A 16,947-nucleotide genomic window follows, 5' to 3' on the forward strand; every position below is an offset into this window, starting at 1 on the left:
AGGGTCAGCTGCGTCTAAACCGGCTGAAATGGCAAAATAATGATGAGGTCTTTGATGACTGTCGCATTCGTGTTTCCCGGGCAGGGCGCCCAGACCATCGGCATGGGCAAGGAGCTGGCCGAGGCCTATCCGGCCGCCAAGGCGGTTTTCGATGAGGTGGACGAGGCGCTTGGAGAATCCCTGAGCGGTCTCATTTGGGAGGGCGACATCGAAACCCTGACCCTGACCCGCAATGCCCAGCCGGCGCTGATGGCAACCTCCATGGCGGCAATGCGCGCGCTGGAGGCGGAAGGCATCGCCATCGACAGGGCCGCCTTTGTGGCCGGGCATTCGCTGGGCGAGTATTCCGCGCTGGCCGCGGCCGGGGCGATTTCCCTTGCAGATACCGCAAGGCTGCTGCGCACCCGTGGGGCCGCGATGCAGGATGCAGTGCCGGTGGGCGAGGGCGCCATGGCCGCCATTCTGGGACTGGACCTTGAAGCGGTACGCGCCGTCGCGGCAGAGGCCGCACAGGGCGAGGTCTGCCAGGCCGCCAACGACAATGATCCGACCCAGGTCGTGGTCTCGGGTTCCAAGGCCGCGGTTGAACGCGCCGCAGAAATCGCCAAGGAAAAGGGCGCCAAACGGGCCGTGATGCTGCCGGTGAGCGCACCGTTCCACTGCGCCCTGATGCAGCCCGCCGCCGATGTGATGGCCGAAGCGCTGGCGGGCGTTGAAATCAAATCTCCCGCTGTACCGCTGATCGCAAATGTGCGCGCCGATGAAGTGACCGATCCGGACATGATCCGCGCCCTTCTGGTGGAGCAGGTGACGGGATCCGTGCGCTGGCGCGAAAGCGTGCAGGCCATGGCGGCCAAGGGTGTCACCGAATTCTGGGAGATCGGCGCGGGCAAGGCCCTGTCGGGCATGATCCGCAAGATCGACCGTGAACTGGCTTGCCGTCAGGTGGGCTCGCCCGATGGCGTCAAGGCGGCATTGGACGCCTGAACCGGATTTGAGAAAGATGTGCGCGGCTGACCCGATCATCCGGCGCAGATAGAAAATGAGGAAATGACATGTTTGATCTGACAGGCAAGAACGCCCTGATCACCGGCGCTTCTGGCGGTATCGGTGGTGATATCGCCCGTGCATTGCATGCCGCAGGCGCCAGCGTGGCGCTTTCGGGCACCCGCGAAGAGCCGCTGCAGGCGCTGGCCGCGGAGCTGGGCGAGCGCGCCTTTGTGCTGCCCTGCAACCTGAGCGATCCGGAAGCGGTCGAGGCGCTGCCGAAACAGGCGGCCGAGGCGATGGGATCGGTTGATATCCTGGTCAATAACGCGGGCATCACCCGCGACAATCTCTTCATGCGGATGAAGGACGAAGAGTGGCAAAGCGTACTGGACGTGAACCTGACCTCGACCATGCGCCTGTGCCGCGGCGTGCTGCGCGGCATGATGAAGGCACGCTGGGGCCGCATCATCAATATCTCGTCGATCGTGGGCGCCACCGGCAACCCGGGCCAGGCGAACTATGCGGCCTCCAAGGCGGGCATGGTCGGCATGTCGAAATCGCTGGCCTATGAGGTGGCGAACCGTGGCATCACCGTGAACGCCATTGCGCCGGGCTTCATCGCAACCGCCATGACTGACAAGCTGACCGATGATCAGAAGGCGAATATCCTGGGGCAGGTGCCAGCCGGCCGTATGGGAGAGTCCAACGAGATCGCCGCGGCTGTGCTGTATCTGGCCAGCGCGGAAGCCGCCTATGTCACCGGCAGCACGCTGCATGTGAATGGCGGCATGGCGATGCTGTAACGCCTGCTCTGCAGCGTCGCCCTACGGGGGGGGCGCTGCAAGAGATCTTACTCTGAATGGCCGGGTGATTGATCGCCTGGCCTTTCTCATGAGATGGATTGGGGGGATGTCCCCCCAATCCATTTTTTATTGGTGGCCTTAGAAATGCGCCGAACGGGCGCCCGCGGGCTTTTCCAAGGGCGGTGCGAACTTGGTCAGATCGATACCTTCGACAGCTTTCTTGTACTCTTCCAGGGTCGGGGTGCGGCCCAGGATCGCGGACAGAACCACAACCGGGGTCGAGGCCAGGAGGGATTCGCCTTTCTTTTCCGGAGCGTCGGCAACGACGCGGCCCTGGAACAGGCGGGTCGAGGTGGCCAGAACGGTGTCACCCTTGGCCGCCTTCTCCTGGTTGCCCATGCACAGGTTACAGCCGGGGCGTTCGAGGTAGAGGATATTCTCGTACTCGGTACGCGCCTTCTGCTTGGGGAACATGTCGTCGAATTCAAAGCCCGAGTAGCGTTCGAGGATTTCCCAGTCGCCCTCTGCCTTCAGTTCGTCGATGATGTTGTAGGTCGGAGCGGCCACAACCAGCGGCGCGTTGAATTCGACCTTGCCCTGTTCCTTTTCCAGGTTCTTCAGCATCTGGGCCACGATCTTCATGTCGCCCTTGTGCACCATGCAGGAGCCGACGAAACCCAGGTCCACCTTCTTGTCTGCATGATAGTAGGAGACGGGGCGGATGGTGTCATGGGTGTAGCGCTTGGAGACATCGGCGTTGTTCACATCCGGGTCGGCGATCATCGGCTCGACGATCTCGTCCAGATCCACCACCACCTCGGCGAAATACTTGGCGTTGTCATCCGGGGTCAGTGCCGGTTTTTCACCGGATTTGATCTCGGCAATGCGTGCATCGGCCTTGTCGATCAGGCCCTGCAGCGTTTGCGTCGCGTTGTCCATGCCCTTGTCGATCATGATCTGGATGCGCGACTTGGCCAGCTCGAGCGAGCCGATCAGGGTATCATCGTTGGAGATGCATATGGAGGCCTTGGCCTTCATCTCGGCGGTCCAGTCGGTGAAGGTGAAGGCCTGATCGGCCAGGAGGGTGCCGATATGCACTTCGATGACACGACCCTGGAAGACGTTGTCGCCATGCTGCTTCAGCATCTGCGCCTGGGTGGCATGCACCACGTCACGGAAGTCCAGGTGATCGGCCATCTTGCCCTTGAAGGTGACCTTCACGGATTCCGGGATCGGCATGGTGGCCTCACCGGTCGCCAGCGCCAGCGCAACGGTGCCCGAGTCGGCGCCAAAGGCGACGCCCTTGGACATGCGAGTGTGGCTGTCGCCGCCGATGATGATGTCCCAGTCATCCACGGTGATGTCGTTCAGCACCTTGTGGATCACGTCGGTCATGGCGTGGTATTCGCCCTTGGGGTCACGCGCGGTGATCAGGCCGAACTTGTTCATGAAGGCCATCAGTTTCGGGATGTTGGCCTGTGCCTTGGCATCCCAGACCGACGCGGTGTGACAGCCCGACTGATAGCCCGCATCCAGCGACGGCGAGATCACCGTGGCGGCCATGGCTTCCAGTTCCTGCGCGGTCATCGGACCGGTGGTATCCTGCGAGCCGACAACGTTCACCTTGACGCGCACGTCGGAGCCGGCGTGCAGGACCTTGCCCGGCGTGGTGCCGCGGGCGTTCTTGTTGAAGATCTTTTCAACCGCGGTCAGGCCCTGATCGTCGGCCGATACCTCTTTCGACGGCGCATAGGCGCTTTCGAGCGTCTGACCCAGGGCTTCGGCGGCGAATGTCTGCAGCTTCTTGCCAAAGACCACGGCATAAGAGCCGCCAGCCTTCATGAACTCCACCTTCTGCGGGGTGAAGGCCGAGGAGACATCCACCAGCTCGGTGCCGTCGGCATCAAAAAGCTTCTTGGTCTTGGTGTTGATGGTCAGCACCTTGCCGGTTTCCACCGAATAGGCCTGCTCCAGCACCGGATCTCCATTGTCGTCCAGCACGGTGTTGCCGTCTGCGTCGGTCTTCTTGACCCAGTTCTTCAGGTCCAGGCCGATGCCGCCGGTCACGCCAACGGTGGTCAGGAAGATCGGCGAAATGCCGTTGGTGCCTGCAACGACCGGAGCGATGTTGACGAAGGGCACATAGGGCGATGCCTGCTTGCCGGTCCACAGCGCGACGTTGTTGACGCCAGACATGCGCGACGAGCCCACACCCATGGTGCCTTTTTCGGCGATCAGCATGACGCGGGCGTCGGGGTGCTGGGCCTGCAGGGCCTGGATCTCGGCCTGGGCCTCGGGGGTGATCATGCACTTGCCGTGCAGCTCGCGGTCGGCGCGAGAGTGCGCCTCGGCACCGGGGGACAGAAGATCGGTCGAGATATCGCCTTCGGCGGCGATATAGGTCACGACTTTGATCTCTTCCTCGATCTCGGGCAGGTTGGTGAAGAATTCGGCCTTGGCGTAGCTTTCCAGTAGCTCCTTGGCCACGGCATTGCCAGCCTTATAGGCCTCTTCCAGACGCTCGGTGTCGGCCTCATAGAGGAACACCTGGGTCTTCAGAACCTCAGCCGCCTGCGCTGCGATAGCGGCATCATCACCCAGGGCCAGGTCCAGCAGAACCGCAACCGAGGGACCGCCCTTCATGTGCGACAGCAGTTCGAAGGCGAATTCAGGCGTGATTTCAGCAACCACCTCTGCGCCCAGGATGATCTCTTTCAGGAAGGCCGCCTTCACCCCGGCCGCGCTCGTGGTGCCGGGCAGGGTGTTGTAGATGAAGAAGTTCAAAGACGCGTCCCGATGCTCGTTTCCGGCATCCTTGATCTGCGCGATGATCTCCGCCACCAGCGCGCCGTCGTCGATGGGCTTGGGGTGCAGGCCCTGGGCTTTGCGGGTTTCGATTTCGGTTAGGTAGTCTTTGTACAAGCTCATGACGATCCCTACGATTGAGTGTTCCAAAGAGGCCGCGATGTCAGGGCAATGACGCCTTGTCCAAACCGGCCGATCTCATTTGTATGCCGATGTATACCATCGTGGTTCGGGGTGCAAGATCTCAGACCTGCGAAGAGTGGATGAGTCTTGTCGCTTGGCTGGACGCCACAGCATCCTCTCTCTTTACAGATGCAGATACGCGCAAGACATGGGTCAGTCGAGCCTCAAATAGTGGCAGTTTAGGGAAATTGCGACGAGAATCCCGTTCTGCGGACCTTGGCTGACCTGCCAGAGCGGGCGTGGGGCGCAGGCGGATTGACGCTGTTTCCCGTCAAGGCAAAGTGATCGTCGGTGACAGCATGAAGTGACTTGTCGCCATGTCGTTTCGATGTCGCATGCAGACAAGCTTTATCTTGATTGGCATGGAGAAATTCGAGAAAGCTTTCGTCGCGGGGCTTGTGGTGTGCGGCAACAGCGACCATTTGCTTGGTCAGCATGCGAAAGCGCACCGCGCCGACCAACAGCCGACCCGGATTCGGTGGATGCGAAAACGTTTGCCTCTGGGCGTGTCTGTGCTATAGGCGGCCCATATTTGGCTGATGCTGGGGTTGTCCCGGCGTTGACCAGCTCCCGCCCGGCTTCGGTTCGGCGGAGGTACAACCGCCCGAAACGGGCAAAACCAAGCCAGCCCGTGCGGGTAAGGGCAAAACCGGGCAGATTTGCCCTGAAGAAACGAGGAATGGATATGAGCGACGTCGCAGACCGCGTGAAAAAGATCGTTGTAGAGCACCTGGGTGTTGAAGAAGCCAAAGTGACCGAGAACGCCTCGTTCATCGACGACCTGGGTGCCGACAGCCTGGACACGGTCGAACTGGTCATGGCTTTTGAAGAAGAGTTCGGCATCGAGATCCCGGACGACGCAGCCGAGACCATCCAGACCTTCGGCGACGCGGTGAAATTCATCACCGAAGCTTCCTGATAGATTTCATTCACACAGATGTGAATGATGTGGCGGCGCTTTCCGGATGGAAGGCGCCGCTTTGCATTTGAGTTACGCCTGAGCCGGGGCTTTGCGGCGCCGGGCGGTGGCGGAATTTCTCTTGCGCCCATATCAAAAGGTAGAGATTTCAGACGCAAAGCTGCCCACAGTGTTCCGTTGGCAAACGGCCAGGCACAATGGGCAAGCGCTGCAGGATGCTGAAATCACCCGAAAATCACCCGTTCAAACCCCGCCTGCGCCGGATGGGAACTGTTCTGGTGCATAAATTCTCCTTCCGTTGCGGGAGGTTGCCTCGCCCGCATCGGCCCACTTGCACCCTTTGGGTAATCCAAGGTATCTGGATGGGCGAAATGCCGAGGCAGAGGAGAGCAAGGAATGCGTCGAGTAGTTGTCACCGGACTTGGCCTGGTTACCCCTTTGGCCAGTGGGGTCGAAGAAACATGGTCGCGTCTTCTGGACGGACAGTCCGGCGCCGGGCCGATCACCCTGTTTGATGCTGTGGAGAGCGGCGTTGCCACCACCTATGCCTGCGAAGTCCCGCGGGGCGATGGTTCGGACGGCACCTTTAACCCGGACGCCTATCTTGCGCCCAAGGAACAGCGCAAGGTGGATGATTTCATCCTCTACGGGCTGGCTGCTGCGGATATGGCGGTCAAGGATGCGGGCTGGACTCCCGAGGATGAAGAAAGCCGCCTGCGCACCGGGGTGATGATTGGCTCCGGCATTGGCGGGCTCAGCTCGATCGCCGATACAGCCGTGCTGATCAAGGAACGCGGTGTGCGCCGGGTCTCCCCCTTCTTTATCCCCGGGTCGCTGATCAACCTGGCCTCCGGTCAGGTGTCGATCCGTTACGGCTTCAAGGGGCCGAACCATTCGGTCGTGACTGCCTGTTCCACCGGCGCCCACGCCATTGGCGATGCCAGCCGCATCATCCGCGCGGGCGACGCCGACGTGATGGTCGCAGGCGGCGCAGAGGCGGCGATCTGTGAAATCGGTATCGCCGGGTTCAACGCCTGCAAGGCGCTCAGCACGAAATTCGGCAATGATCCGAAATCCGCGAGCCGCCCCTATGACGAGAACCGCGACGGGTTTGTCATGGGCGAAGGCGCCGGCGTGGTCATCCTCGAAGAATACGAACACGCCAAGGCACGCGGCGCCAAGATCTATGCCGAGGTGCTGGGTTACGGCATGTCGGGCGACGCCTATCACATCACCGCCCCCTCCGAGGCGGGCGAGGGTGGCGAGCGCTCCATGCGCGCGGCCCTGGCCAATGCCGGGCTGAAGCCGAGCGACGTGGATTACATCAATGCCCACGGTACCTCGACCATGGCCGATACCATCGAACTGGGCGCCGTGGAGCGGATGCTGGGCGATCACGCGGGCAATGTGACCATGTCCTCCACCAAATCCTCGACCGGGCACCTGTTGGGCGCGGCGGGCGCGATCGAGGCGATCTTCTCGATCCTGGCGATCCGCGATCAGGTGGCTCCGCCCACGATCAACCTGGACAATCCGGCGGTCGAAAGTGCGGTGGATCTGGCGCCCAATGCCAAGCGCGAGCGCAAGATCGACGTGGCCCTGTCCAACTCCTTCGGCTTTGGCGGTACCAACGCCTCGGTGGTTTTCGGAAAGCCCAAGTAAATGTGGCGTGCACTTGCCTCCAACATGCTGACGATCCTCATCGTGGCGCTGTTCCTTCTGGGCGGCGTCATCATGTGGGGCAAATCGCAGTACACCGCCGAAGGTCCGCTGGATCAGGCCATCTGCCTGCGGGTGGAGCGGGGCTCCAACATGACACGGGTGTCCCGCGATCTGGACGCGCAGGGGGCCGTCACATCCGGCGCCCTGTTCCGGATCGGCGTGAAATACGATGAAAAGGCGTCGCTGTTGAAGGCAGGCAGCTATCTGGTGCGGCCCGGTGCCTCGATGGAGGAGATCGTCGATCAGATCACCCGCGGCGGCGCCAGCACCTGCGGCACCGAGATCGTCTACCGTGTTGGCGTGACGCGGGTTCTGGCCGAGGTGCGAGAGCTGGATCCCGCCAGCAACCGCTTTGTGGAACGGGCCGAGTTCAATCCGGCAGAAGAGGAAGCCCCTGCCGAATATCTTGCAAAGAAGGCAGAGCCTGATACCCGCTATCGCATTGCGCTGGCCGAAGGGGTGACCAGCTGGCAGGTGGTTGAAGCGCTGAAGGCAATGGACGTCCTGCAAGGCGAGCCGGGGCCGCGTCCGCCCGAGGGCATGCTGGCACCGGACAGCTATGAAATCGTGCCGGGCGATCAGCGCGCCGCGATCCTGGCGCAGATGCAGGAGCGCCAGATCCGGCGGATCAATGCCGCCTGGGAAGCCCGCTCTGCGGATGCGGCCGTGCAAAGCCCGGAAGACATGCTGATCCTGGCCTCGATCATCGAGAAGGAAACCGGGGTGGCCGAGGAACGCGGTCAGGTGGCAAGCGTGTTCACCAACCGTCTGAAGCGCGGCATGCGCCTTCAGACCGACCCGACCGTGATCTATGGTGTGACCAAGGGCGAAGGCGTATTGGGGCGCGGCCTGCGTCAAAGCGAGCTGCGCCGGGTAACGCCTTGGAATACCTATGTGATCGAAGGGCTGCCGCCAACGCCGATTGCCAATCCCGGTCTTGCAAGCCTGACCGCTGCGGTGAACCCGGACCAGACGGACTATCTGTTCTTCGTGGCTGATGGCACCGGCGGTCATGCCTTTGCCGAAACCCTGGCCGAACATAACGCCAACGTCGCGAAATGGCGCCAGATCGAAGCGGAGCGCGATAACAACTAGGGGCCGAAACGGCCACAACCGGCTCTGCACCGAGAAATTTAGGGCGCCCTGGCGCCCTTTTTCTTTTGCGGCAGGGAAATGGCCGGGGAAAGGACACCAAACCCTAACAAACCCTTCGGACAGCGGCCTCCAGGGGCCTATAACTCCTTGACTAAACTGCCCAAAGACCGTATAGGTTGTGTTGCAGTTGGAAGGAACACTTGGCGGTCCCGCATGTGATGTCGGTGGCCGCCTTTTCTTTCTCTCATCCGGAGCGCGATCCGTATGAGGCTCGACATTCCATGACACATCACAGCGCCGATGATCGGGCGCGGCATTCCCTTGATCTGTTGCGCTCCCTGCAGGAGTCGATGCTGCGCCTGCGTAATCATGCGGAATATCTGCGACACGAGCTGGAGGAAAACGGCCCCGAAGTGCTTGAGGGCCGCGACAAACAGCAGGTCGCCAAGCTCGACAGCCTGATCAGGGATTGCCAGAAAGTGGAGAAGACGCTTGCCGAGCAAACACAAAGCGCCACCGCGGACGACACCGGACTTGACCTTGAACGGGCGCGGGCTGAAATCACCCGCCGCCTGGATCGCCTGCGCGCCGCCGGACACACGACGGAGCCTGCTGGACAACCTGAGTGACGACAGCCTGCGGGCGCTCCCCTATCTGTTCGAGTTCTGGGCGCTTGCGCATCAATTGCCGCCCGAAGGGGACTGGCGCGCCTGGGTGATCCTTGGCGGGCGCGGGGCGGGCAAGACCCGCGCCGGGGCGGAATGGCTGCGCTCCCAGGCGGAAGGCGCCACCCCGATGGCTTCCGGGCGCGCTGAACGGCTGGCCCTGATCGGAGAGACCTATGACCAGGTGCGGGATGTGATGATCCAGGGCGATAGCGGCATCCTTGCCTGCGCGCCGCCCGATCGCCGCCCTGCGTGGAAGGCCAGCGAGCGTAAGTTGTTTTGGGCCAATGGCGCGATGGCGCAGGCCTTTTCCGCCAGCGACCCCGAAGCCCTGCGGGGCCCACAATTCGATGCTGCCTGGGCGGACGAGCTGGCCAAGTGGAAAAAGGGAGTGGCCTGCTGGGACATGTTGCAGTTTGCCCTGCGCCTGGGGCCGCATCCGCAGGTCTGCGTGACCACGACACCAAGAAACACACCGCTCCTGCGTCGGATCCTGGCACTGCCCTCCACCGTGCAGACACATGCCGCGACCGAGGCCAACCGGGCCAACTTGGCGCCCTCCTTCATCGCAGAGATGCGGGCGCGCTATGCCGGATCGCGCCTGGGGCGGCAGGAGCTGGACGGTCTGCTGCTGGAGGATGTGGAAGGTGCCCTGTGGACCGTCAATCAGCTGGACCGGCTGCGCGTCGATTCCGCGCCGCAGATGTCCCGGGTGGTGGTCGCCGTGGATCCGGCGGTCAGCGCCGGAAAATCCTCGGACGCTTGCGGCATAATCGTGGTCGGCGCCCAGACAGAGGGGCCACCCCAAACCTGGCGGGCCTGCGTTCTGGCAGATCGCACGGTGCAGGGCGCGCAGCCTCTGGCCTGGGCGCGGGCCGCGATCAAGGCGCGGGATGACTTTGCCGCGGACCGGCTGGTGGCAGAGGTCAATCAGGGCGGCGCCCTGGTGGAAAACCTGTTGCGCCAGGTGGATCCCATGGTGCCATTTCGCGCTCTTCACGCCGCACGGGGCAAGGGCGCCCGCGCCGAACCGGTGGCAGCACTTTATGAGCAGGGGCGGGTGTCGCACATGGCTGGCTTGTCGCGGCTAGAGGATCAGATGTGCCAGATGACCGCCCAGGGGTATCGGGGGCAGGGGTCGCCGGACCGGTTGGATGCGCTGGTCTGGGCCTTGCATGAGCTGATGATCCGCCCCGCCGCCGGTGTGCGGATGCCCCGGGCGCGGATGCTCTGATCACAGGGGGGTGTTGCAGCAGCTGCGGGCGGGCGGCTGTCGGGATCTTCACCGGCAGCTGGCACAACAGGTCTCAGCAAAGGGCCGCAATGGCCGATCAGGAGTGAGGAGTGCAGCATGGTCTTTGACCGCCTGCGGCGCAAGATTGAGCCAGCGACAACGCCGACACAGCCCCCGCAAGAACGCAAGGCAAGCGCGGCGGCGCGGGTGGTGAACTGGCATGGCCTGGCCGGTGCGACCTGGAGCCCGCGCGATACGGTCTCCCTGACCCGCAGCGGTTTTGCCGGAAACCCGGTTGGCTTTCGCGCGGTCAAGCTGATTGCAGAGGCGGCAGCGGCGCTGCCCCTGGTCCTGCAGGACGCCGACCAGCGCTACGACAGCCATCCGCTGTTGTCGCTGCTGGCGCGGCCGAACCCGGCGCAGTCGCGCTCGGATCTGATGGAGGCACTGGTCGGGCATATCCTGCTCTCTGGCAATGCCTATGTGGAGGCAGTCGCTGCAGAGGAAGGCCTGCCAACCGAACTGCATGTGCTGCGCCCGGATCGGATGAGCGTGGTGCCGGGGGGCGATGGCTGGCCGGTGGCCTACGACTATTCGGTGTCGGGGCGCAAGCATCGCTTCAACCTCGGCGGGCCACGGCGTACGATCTGCCATATCCGCAGCTTTCACCCGCAGGACGATCACTACGGGCTTGCCCCCTTGCAGGCGGCTGCTACGGCGGTGGATGTGCATAATGCAGCCTCGCGCTGGTCCAAGGCGCTCTTGGACAATGCGGCGCGACCGTCTGGAGCCTTGGTCTGGTCCGGCAGCGATGGGCAGGGCATGATGTCAGAGGATCAGTTTCGCCGCCTAAGTGACGAAATCGAAAACAATTTTCAGGGTGCGCGGAACGCCGGTCGTCCGATGGTTCTGGAAGGCGGGCTGGATTGGAAACCGATGGGGTTCTCCCCATCCGACATGGAGTTCCAGAAGACCAAGGAAGCCGCCGCGCGGGAAATCGCCCTGGCCTTTGGGGTGCCGCCGATGCTGCTGGGTCTGCCCGGCGATGCAGCCTATGCCAACTATCAGGAAGCCAACCGCGCCTTTTACCGGCTCACCGTGTTGCCGCTGGCCTGCCGGGTGGCGGCGGTACTGTCCGATTGGCTGTCGGGCTTCACCGGCGAAGCGCTGGAGCTGCGCGCCGACATGGATCAGGTCACGGCGCTCTCGGCTGAGCGGGAGGCGCAATGGCGGCGGGTGTCGCAGGCGGATTTCCTGAGCCAGGATGAAAAGCGCCGCCTTCTTGGGCTGCCGCCCCTGCAGGTGAGCGGTGACGATGACTGAGATGCCCATTCCCCCATTCGATTGTTCCCCCGGCTTGCGGCTCTCGGCGCATGAGCGTGTGACGGAAATCCAGAACCAGGCAATCAACCGGCGGCTGGACCGGATCGAGCAGCTGATCGAGCGGCTGGAGAAACGGCTGTGGCTGACGGTCTACGGCGTCGCGGCTGTGATCCTGGCGCAGGCGTTCCAGTCCTTCCTGGTGACTCAATAATCGCAACATAACAGGTGGATAGCGAGAGATGCTCATGCAGCCTCAGATGCAATTGGAACAGAAGTTCGCCCGCTGCGAGACGGGTTTGAAACTTGACAAGGACAACATCATCCAGGGCTATGCCAGCCTGTTTGGCGAGGTTGACCAGGGCGGCGATGTGGTGATGCCCGGCGCCTATCTGGCCTCCTTGCGGGCACTGGCGGCGCGGGATTGCAAGGTCAAGATGCTGTGGCAGCATGATCCGAGCCAGCCCATCGGGGTCTGGGACGATGTGCGCGAGGACGCACGCGGGCTTTGGGTCAAGGGGCGGATCCTGACCGAAACGCGGCGCGGCGCCGAGGCGGTATCCCTGATTGCAGCCGGAGCTCTGGATGGGCTGTCGATCGGCTACCGGACGGTGAAAGCGGCCCATAACAAGGGTGGCGGGCGCAGGCTGACCGAATTGGATCTCTGGGAGGTCTCGTTGGTGACCTTCCCGATGCTGGCCACCGCGCGGGTGGCGGCGAAATCGAAGCCCGACACGGAAACGGCCCTGCGCGCCCTTGCCAGGGAATTGCGCGCTGCGACCTCGGGTCAGGGAGCGCAGGCTGGATGAAGTGGAACAGGAACAGGACAGGTAGATGAGCAAACAGGAAATCCCGGCCGTGGCCGGAGATGCGGTGCCACTGGTGCAGGAAGTCCGTCAGGCCGTTTCCGGCTTTATCAGGGACTTCAGGGGGTTCCAGGGTGAAGTGCAGGCGAAACTGAAACAGACGGAAGAGCGAATGACAATGCTGGATCACAAAAACCATGTGGTGGCGCGCCCCCATCTTGCCGCCGGCGACGATATCGGTGCCCCACACCAAAAGGCCTTTGGCACCTATCTGCGCTCTGGCGACGAAGGGGCATTGCGCGGCCTTGACCTGGATGCCAAATCCATGTCGACGGCGGTCAATAGCGATGGCGGCTATCTGGTGGATCCGCAAACCGCCGAGACGGTGAAATCGGTGCTTCAATCGACCGCCTCGATCCGTGCCGTTGCCTCGGTCGTGAATGTGGAGGCGACGTCATACGACGTGCTGATCGATCACACTGATGTGGGGGCTGGCTGGGCAACAGAAACCGACCCCACGGCGGAAACCGGGACCCCGTCGATCGACCGGATCACCATTCCCTTGCATGAACTGAGCGCGCTTCCCAAGGCCTCGCAGCGGCTGTTGGATGACAGTGCCTTTGATATCGAGGGCTGGCTGGCGGGGCGGATTGCCGACAAGTTCGCCCGTGCCGAGGCGGCGACCTTCCTGACCGGTGACGGGGTGGACAAACCCACCGGCATCCTGACCCATCCGACCGTGGACAATGATGTCTGGGCCTGGGGCAGCCTTGGCTATGTTCCGACCGGCGTTGATGGGGATATCGGCAATGGCGATGCGATCATCGATCTGGTCTATGCGCTGGGTGCGCAGTATCGCGCTGGCGCCTCTTTCGTGATGAATTCCAAGACCGCCGGGGTGATCCGGAAGTTGAAGGATGCCGATGGCCGATTCCTGTGGTCCGATGGGCTGGCCGCGGGGGAACCTGCGCGGCTGATGGGCTATCCGGTGCTGGTGGCCGAGGACATGCCGGATGTCGCCTCCGACAGCTATTCCGTGGCCTTTGGCGACTTTGCTGCAGGCTACACCATTGCCGAACGTCCGGATCTGCGGGTGCTGCGGGATCCCTTCAGTGTCAAACCCCATGTGCTGTTCTATGCCACCAAACGCATTGGCGGCGATGTCAGCGATTTCGCCGCCATCAAGCTGCTGAAATTCGGCCTGAGCTAACCGCTTTGGACCGATGACGGGACCGGCAGCCCGGACCCGTCGGCGGGCGCATATCACATATTCCCTGTCGTCCAGCTGCTCCCCCTCCGTCCGAGCGGCAGGGAGGATCTGCGCCCGCTGCACCGGATCAGCCTTGGGGGATACCGGCGCCAGGCCCGGACAACGCGGGGAAGTGCGGAGAGATGAGATGATTTTGACCGAAGGGACGCCCGTGCCCGATAGCGCCCTGCCGCTCGTGGCCTTCAAGGCGCATCTGCGACTGGGCACGGGGTTTATCGAAGACAGCCTGCAGGACAGCGTGCTGAACGGCTTTCTGCGTGCGGCGATCTCAGCGATCGAGACGCGCACCGGCAAGGCCCTGATCCAGCGCTCATTCCAATGGCAGCTGTCCCGCTGGCGCGATGCGCGCGCTGCGGTCCTGCCGGTTGCGCCGGTGGTGTCGGTCTCTTCGGTGATCTTTGTCGATGCCGATGGCAACGAGACCCCGCTGGATCCTGCGCTTTACCATCTGGAACAGGACACCCACCATCCCAAACTCTGCCCGGTGAGCACGCATTTGCCTCTGGTGTCGGGGTCCGGCTTGGTGCGCATCACCTTCCTGGCCGGTTTGGGCGCCACTTGGGGGGATCTGCCTGCCGATCTGGCACAGGCGGTGCTGATGCTGGCCGCACACTACTACGAATACCGCGAGGATACCGGATTGCACGGTGGCTGCATGCCCTTTGGCGTGACCAGCCTGATCGAACGCTACCGCGCGCCGCGGCTGTCGCTGGGGATGGTACAATGACCGATCTTGCCCCTGCGCCGCGATTGAACCGGCCCTTGGTTCTGGAAGACCCTCAGCGTCTGCCTGATGGAGCGGGGGGCTATGTGGAAAGCTGGACAGCGCTTGGCACGCTCTGGGCCGAGGTGACGGCGCTGAGCGGGCGCAACGCGGACCTGGAGGGCGGCAGCCTGTCATTGCAGCGCTATCGGATCACGGTGCGGGCGGCGCCGACCGGGGCCACCTCGCGCCCGCGCCCGGATCAGCGGTTTCGCGATGGCGTCCGGCTGTTTCGCATCGATGCGGTCAGCGAGGCGGACGCGCGCGGGCGCTACCTCACCTGTTTCGCTCTCGAGGAGGTGGCTGCATGACCTATGCCCTGTCCGACGCGCTGCAATCGGCCGTGTATCAGCATCTCGCAGCGGATGCCGGGCTAACGGCCCTGATCGGCTCCGATCTCTATGATGCGCTGCCCTCCGGCACCCTGCCGCAGACCTATGTGGCCCTTGGCCCGGAGGAGGTGGAGGACCGGTCCGACATCACCGGCGCCGGTGCGCGCCATCGCTTTACCGTCAGCGTCTTTTCCGACACCGCCGGGTTTTCGGCGGCCAAGGCGGTTGCGGCGGCGGTCTGCGATGCGCTGATCGATGCGCCGCTGACCCTGTCGCGCGGTCGACTGGTGGGCCTGTGGTTCGAACGCGCCGCAGCCGAGCGCCTGACAGATGGCGGGCGCAGCATCATCCTGCGCTTTGCGGCACGGGTCGAGGATGGCTGATCTTGTTGGAAATTGGTCGCAAACCTCTGTAATCATGTAGGAAGTGGAGTGACCCCATGGGTGCACAGAATGGCAAGGATCTGCTGATCAAGGTGGATATGACCGGCGATGGTCAGTTCGAAACCATCGCGGGGCTGCGAGCCACGCGGATCAGTTTCAACGCCGAAAGCGTTGATGTCACCAGCCTCGAAAGCCAGGGCGGCTGGCGCGAGCTTCTGTCCGGCGCCGGGGTGCGATCGGCCAATATCTCGGGCTCTGGCGTGTTTCGCGATGAGGGCACGGATGAGCGCGCACGGCAGTTGTTCTTTGACGGGATCACCCCGGACTTCCAGGTGGTTGTCCCCGATTTCGGCATCATCGAAGGCCCGTTTCAAGTGACCGCGCTGGAATACTCCGGCACCCACAATGGCGAGGCCACCTATGAGCTGGCCCTTGCCAGTGCCGGTGTGCTGGCCTTCACGGCGGTCTGACCCATGGCGAACCCCTTCGCAGGCGAGGTAGAAATCGTCATCGATCGAAAGGCTTATGCGTTGAAGCTTACGCTTGGTGCGCTTGCCAGCCTGGAGCAGAGCCTCGCCGAGGGATCGCTGGTGGACCTGGTGAAACGGTTTGAGGAAGGACGGTTTTCCGCCCGCGATATCCTGTCGCTGATTGCGGCGGGACTTGAGGGCGGCGGCCATGATCTGAAGGCGGCAGACTTGGCGCGGGCCCAGATTGACGGCGGGCCGATGGCGGCGGCGCGGATCGCGGCGCAGCTCTTGGCACGAAGTTTCTCCCTGCCAGAGGAACAGGAATGAGCGGCTTTGACTGGCCCGCGCTGATGCGGCTTGGCCTGTCGGGGCTGCGGCTCACGCCCGACACCTTTTGGCGCCTGACGCCTGCGGAGCTGCGCCTGATGCTGGGCCAGCAGGCGCCAGGGACGATGGATCGCGCCGGGCTGCAGGACCTGATGCGAGCCTTTCCCGATACGCCGAAGACGAAGGAGGCTTTGGATGGCCGAGAGTGAGATCGCAGAATTGGAACTGCGCAGCGAGGCGCTGGGGGATGCCCTGGGCGAGGCTGCCGGCATGGCCGCCAGTTTCGACACCGAATTGCGCCGGGTGCGCGATGCCTTTGCCGCCACCGGCAAGGATGTGCAGACGCTGGAACGGGGCATGTCGCGGGGCTTGCGGCGCGCCTTTGAAGGCGTGGTCTTTGATGGGCGCAGCCTGTCGGATGCGCTGGATACGGTTGCGCGCTCGATGCTGCGCACCACCTATAATGCGGCCATTCGCCCGGTGACCGATCATGTGGGTGGCCTGCTGGCAACGGGCGTGGGGAACCTTGTCAGCGGCCTTCTGCCCTTTGCCGAGGGCGCTGCCTTTTCCGAAGGCCGGGTGATGCCCTTTGCCCGTGGCGGTGTGGTCAGCGGCGCCACCCTGTTTCCGATGCGCGGCGGCACCGGCCTGATGGGGGAGGCAGGCCCCGAGGCGATCCTGCCCCTGCGCCGCGCCGCCGATGGCTCGCTTGGGGTCAGCAGTTCCGGCGGGCGCCCCATGCAGGTGGTGATGAATATCACCACGCCCGACGTACAGGGGTTCCAGCGCAGCCAGGGCCAGATCGCCGCGCGGCTGTCCCGCGCCCTGGGCCATGGCGCCCGCAACCGCTGAAAAACACC

At 63.4% G+C, this 16,947-nt stretch carries 20 protein-coding genes; 18 read left to right on the forward strand and 2 right to left on the reverse strand.

All coding sequences use genetic code 11. The annotated features are described in order from the left end of the window. Positions 1–54: 54 nt before the first annotated feature. Together fabD and fabG are read left to right on the forward strand one after the other, a co-directional pair. Positions 55–987: an ACP S-malonyltransferase gene (gene fabD / locus PXK07_RS03145; protein WP_274846735.1), complete on the forward strand. Its 933-nt coding sequence runs from the start codon at positions 55–57 to the stop codon at positions 985–987. A gap of 68 nt (positions 988–1,055) precedes the next feature. Continuing rightward, positions 1,056–1,793, forward strand: coding sequence for a 3-oxoacyl-[acyl-carrier-protein] reductase (gene fabG / locus PXK07_RS03150; RefSeq protein WP_274846736.1), 738 nt, complete (start codon positions 1,056–1,058; stop codon positions 1,791–1,793). Positions 1,794–1,931: 138 nt separating this feature from the next. Here fabG and PXK07_RS03155 read toward each other — a convergent pair whose 3' ends face one another. Both PXK07_RS03155 and PXK07_RS03160 read right to left on the reverse strand, forming a co-directional pair. Continuing rightward, positions 1,932–4,721: a bifunctional aconitate hydratase 2/2-methylisocitrate dehydratase gene (locus tag PXK07_RS03155; protein ID WP_274846737.1), complete on the reverse strand. Its 2,790-nt coding sequence runs from the start codon at positions 4,719–4,721 to the stop codon at positions 1,932–1,934. A 239-nt stretch (positions 4,722–4,960) separates the two neighbouring features. After that, on the reverse strand, positions 4,961–5,218 hold the full coding sequence (locus tag PXK07_RS03160; RefSeq protein ID WP_274846738.1) for a hypothetical protein: 258 nt from the start codon (positions 5,216–5,218) through the stop codon (positions 4,961–4,963). A gap of 248 nt (positions 5,219–5,466) precedes the next feature. Between PXK07_RS03160 and PXK07_RS03165 the strand changes: the two genes are divergently transcribed. From PXK07_RS03165 to PXK07_RS03240, 16 genes are all read left to right on the forward strand, one after another. Further along, positions 5,467–5,700 (forward strand): acyl carrier protein, encoded by a 234-nt coding sequence (locus tag PXK07_RS03165; protein WP_065273474.1) that lies wholly within the window; start codon positions 5,467–5,469, stop codon positions 5,698–5,700. Positions 5,701–6,096: 396 nt separating this feature from the next. Then, positions 6,097–7,362 (forward strand): beta-ketoacyl-ACP synthase II, encoded by a 1,266-nt coding sequence (gene fabF / locus PXK07_RS03170; protein WP_274846739.1) that lies wholly within the window; start codon positions 6,097–6,099, stop codon positions 7,360–7,362. Beyond that, a complete protein-coding gene (gene mltG, locus PXK07_RS03175) occupies positions 7,363–8,517 on the forward strand; it encodes an endolytic transglycosylase MltG (RefSeq protein WP_274846740.1) in 1,155 nt (384 codons plus the stop codon). It begins immediately after the preceding gene. 200 nt (positions 8,518–8,717) lie between these two features. After that, on the forward strand, positions 8,718–9,146 hold the full coding sequence (locus PXK07_RS03180) for a recombinase (protein WP_274846741.1): 429 nt from the start codon (positions 8,718–8,720) through the stop codon (positions 9,144–9,146). Beyond that, positions 9,094–10,416 carry a DNA-packaging protein gene (locus tag PXK07_RS03185; protein WP_446728350.1) on the forward strand — a complete coding sequence of 441 codons (1,323 nt, stop codon included), beginning with the start codon at positions 9,094–9,096 and terminating at the stop codon, positions 10,414–10,416. The genes PXK07_RS03180 and PXK07_RS03185 overlap by 53 nt, the downstream gene beginning before the upstream one ends. A gap of 117 nt (positions 10,417–10,533) precedes the next feature. Then, positions 10,534–11,739, forward strand: coding sequence for a phage portal protein (locus PXK07_RS03190; RefSeq protein ID WP_274846742.1), 1,206 nt, complete (start codon positions 10,534–10,536; stop codon positions 11,737–11,739). Then, positions 11,732–11,950: a GTA head formation protein, RCAP_rcc01685 family gene (locus tag PXK07_RS03195; protein WP_274846743.1), complete on the forward strand. Its 219-nt coding sequence runs from the start codon at positions 11,732–11,734 to the stop codon at positions 11,948–11,950. The genes PXK07_RS03190 and PXK07_RS03195 overlap by 8 nt, the downstream gene beginning before the upstream one ends. 34 nt (positions 11,951–11,984) lie before the next feature. After that, a complete protein-coding gene (locus PXK07_RS03200; protein ID WP_274846744.1) occupies positions 11,985–12,545 on the forward strand; it encodes an HK97 family phage prohead protease in 561 nt (186 codons plus the stop codon). Between the two features lie 25 nt (positions 12,546–12,570). Next, positions 12,571–13,752, forward strand: coding sequence for a phage major capsid protein (locus PXK07_RS03205; RefSeq protein WP_274846745.1), 1,182 nt, complete (start codon positions 12,571–12,573; stop codon positions 13,750–13,752). A 187-nt stretch (positions 13,753–13,939) separates the two neighbouring features. Further along, a complete protein-coding gene (locus PXK07_RS03210; RefSeq protein ID WP_274846746.1) occupies positions 13,940–14,539 on the forward strand; it encodes a head-tail connector protein in 600 nt (199 codons plus the stop codon). Next, the gene (locus tag PXK07_RS03215; RefSeq protein ID WP_274846747.1) at positions 14,536–14,886 is read left to right on the forward strand and encodes a head-tail adaptor protein; all 351 of its coding nucleotides are present in this window, start codon (positions 14,536–14,538) and stop codon (positions 14,884–14,886) included. The genes PXK07_RS03210 and PXK07_RS03215 overlap by 4 nt, the downstream gene beginning before the upstream one ends. Further along, positions 14,883–15,290, forward strand: coding sequence for a DUF3168 domain-containing protein (locus tag PXK07_RS03220; RefSeq protein WP_274846748.1), 408 nt, complete (start codon positions 14,883–14,885; stop codon positions 15,288–15,290). The genes PXK07_RS03215 and PXK07_RS03220 overlap by 4 nt, the downstream gene beginning before the upstream one ends. Before the next feature lie 56 nt (positions 15,291–15,346). Further along, entirely contained in the window at positions 15,347–15,760 is a 414-nt protein-coding gene (locus PXK07_RS03225) for a phage major tail protein, TP901-1 family (protein ID WP_274846749.1), read from the forward strand. Between the two features lie 3 nt (positions 15,761–15,763). Then, positions 15,764–16,087 (forward strand): gene transfer agent family protein, encoded by a 324-nt coding sequence (locus PXK07_RS03230; protein WP_274846750.1) that lies wholly within the window; start codon positions 15,764–15,766, stop codon positions 16,085–16,087. Then, positions 16,084–16,296 carry a rcc01693 family protein gene (locus tag PXK07_RS03235; RefSeq protein ID WP_274846751.1) on the forward strand — a complete coding sequence of 71 codons (213 nt, stop codon included), beginning with the start codon at positions 16,084–16,086 and terminating at the stop codon, positions 16,294–16,296. The genes PXK07_RS03230 and PXK07_RS03235 overlap by 4 nt, the downstream gene beginning before the upstream one ends. Next, positions 16,283–16,939, forward strand: coding sequence for a phage tail tape measure protein (locus tag PXK07_RS03240; RefSeq protein ID WP_274846752.1), 657 nt, complete (start codon positions 16,283–16,285; stop codon positions 16,937–16,939). The genes PXK07_RS03235 and PXK07_RS03240 overlap by 14 nt, the downstream gene beginning before the upstream one ends. Positions 16,940–16,947 lie beyond the last annotated feature (8 nt).

This window comes from Phaeobacter sp. QD34_24, assembly GCF_028890115.1.
GTDB lineage: Bacteria > Pseudomonadota > Alphaproteobacteria > Rhodobacterales > Rhodobacteraceae > Phycobacter.

What these genes read in the sequence shown, in the direction of transcription:
- PXK07_RS03210 (WP_274846746.1), top strand. Translation starts at nt 13,940, where the DNA reads ATGATTTTGACCGAAGGGACGCCCGTGCCCGATAGCGCCCTGCCGCTC.
- fabD (WP_274846735.1), top strand. Translation starts at nt 55, where the DNA reads ATGACTGTCGCATTCGTGTTTCCCGGGCAGGGCGCCCAGACCATCGGC.
- PXK07_RS03160 (WP_274846738.1), bottom strand. Translation starts at nt 5,218, where the DNA reads ATGCTGACCAAGCAAATGGTCGCTGTTGCCGCACACCACAAGCCCCGC.
- PXK07_RS03195 (WP_274846743.1), top strand. Translation starts at nt 11,732, where the DNA reads ATGACTGAGATGCCCATTCCCCCATTCGATTGTTCCCCCGGCTTGCGG.
- PXK07_RS03225 (WP_274846749.1), top strand. Translation starts at nt 15,347, where the DNA reads ATGGGTGCACAGAATGGCAAGGATCTGCTGATCAAGGTGGATATGACC.
- PXK07_RS03235 (WP_274846751.1), top strand. Translation starts at nt 16,084, where the DNA reads ATGAGCGGCTTTGACTGGCCCGCGCTGATGCGGCTTGGCCTGTCGGGG.
- PXK07_RS03165 (WP_065273474.1), top strand. Translation starts at nt 5,467, where the DNA reads ATGAGCGACGTCGCAGACCGCGTGAAAAAGATCGTTGTAGAGCACCTG.
- PXK07_RS03215 (WP_274846747.1), top strand. Translation starts at nt 14,536, where the DNA reads ATGACCGATCTTGCCCCTGCGCCGCGATTGAACCGGCCCTTGGTTCTG.
- fabF (WP_274846739.1), top strand. Translation starts at nt 6,097, where the DNA reads ATGCGTCGAGTAGTTGTCACCGGACTTGGCCTGGTTACCCCTTTGGCC.
- PXK07_RS03155 (WP_274846737.1), bottom strand. Translation starts at nt 4,721, where the DNA reads ATGAGCTTGTACAAAGACTACCTAACCGAAATCGAAACCCGCAAAGCC.
- PXK07_RS03200 (WP_274846744.1), top strand. Translation starts at nt 11,985, where the DNA reads ATGCAGCCTCAGATGCAATTGGAACAGAAGTTCGCCCGCTGCGAGACG.
- PXK07_RS03205 (WP_274846745.1), top strand. Translation starts at nt 12,571, where the DNA reads ATGAGCAAACAGGAAATCCCGGCCGTGGCCGGAGATGCGGTGCCACTG.
- PXK07_RS03220 (WP_274846748.1), top strand. Translation starts at nt 14,883, where the DNA reads ATGACCTATGCCCTGTCCGACGCGCTGCAATCGGCCGTGTATCAGCAT.
- PXK07_RS03240 (WP_274846752.1), top strand. Translation starts at nt 16,283, where the DNA reads ATGGCCGAGAGTGAGATCGCAGAATTGGAACTGCGCAGCGAGGCGCTG.
- PXK07_RS03230 (WP_274846750.1), top strand. Translation starts at nt 15,764, where the DNA reads ATGGCGAACCCCTTCGCAGGCGAGGTAGAAATCGTCATCGATCGAAAG.
- fabG (WP_274846736.1), top strand. Translation starts at nt 1,056, where the DNA reads ATGTTTGATCTGACAGGCAAGAACGCCCTGATCACCGGCGCTTCTGGC.
- PXK07_RS03190 (WP_274846742.1), top strand. Translation starts at nt 10,534, where the DNA reads ATGGTCTTTGACCGCCTGCGGCGCAAGATTGAGCCAGCGACAACGCCG.
- mltG (WP_274846740.1), top strand. Translation starts at nt 7,363, where the DNA reads ATGTGGCGTGCACTTGCCTCCAACATGCTGACGATCCTCATCGTGGCG.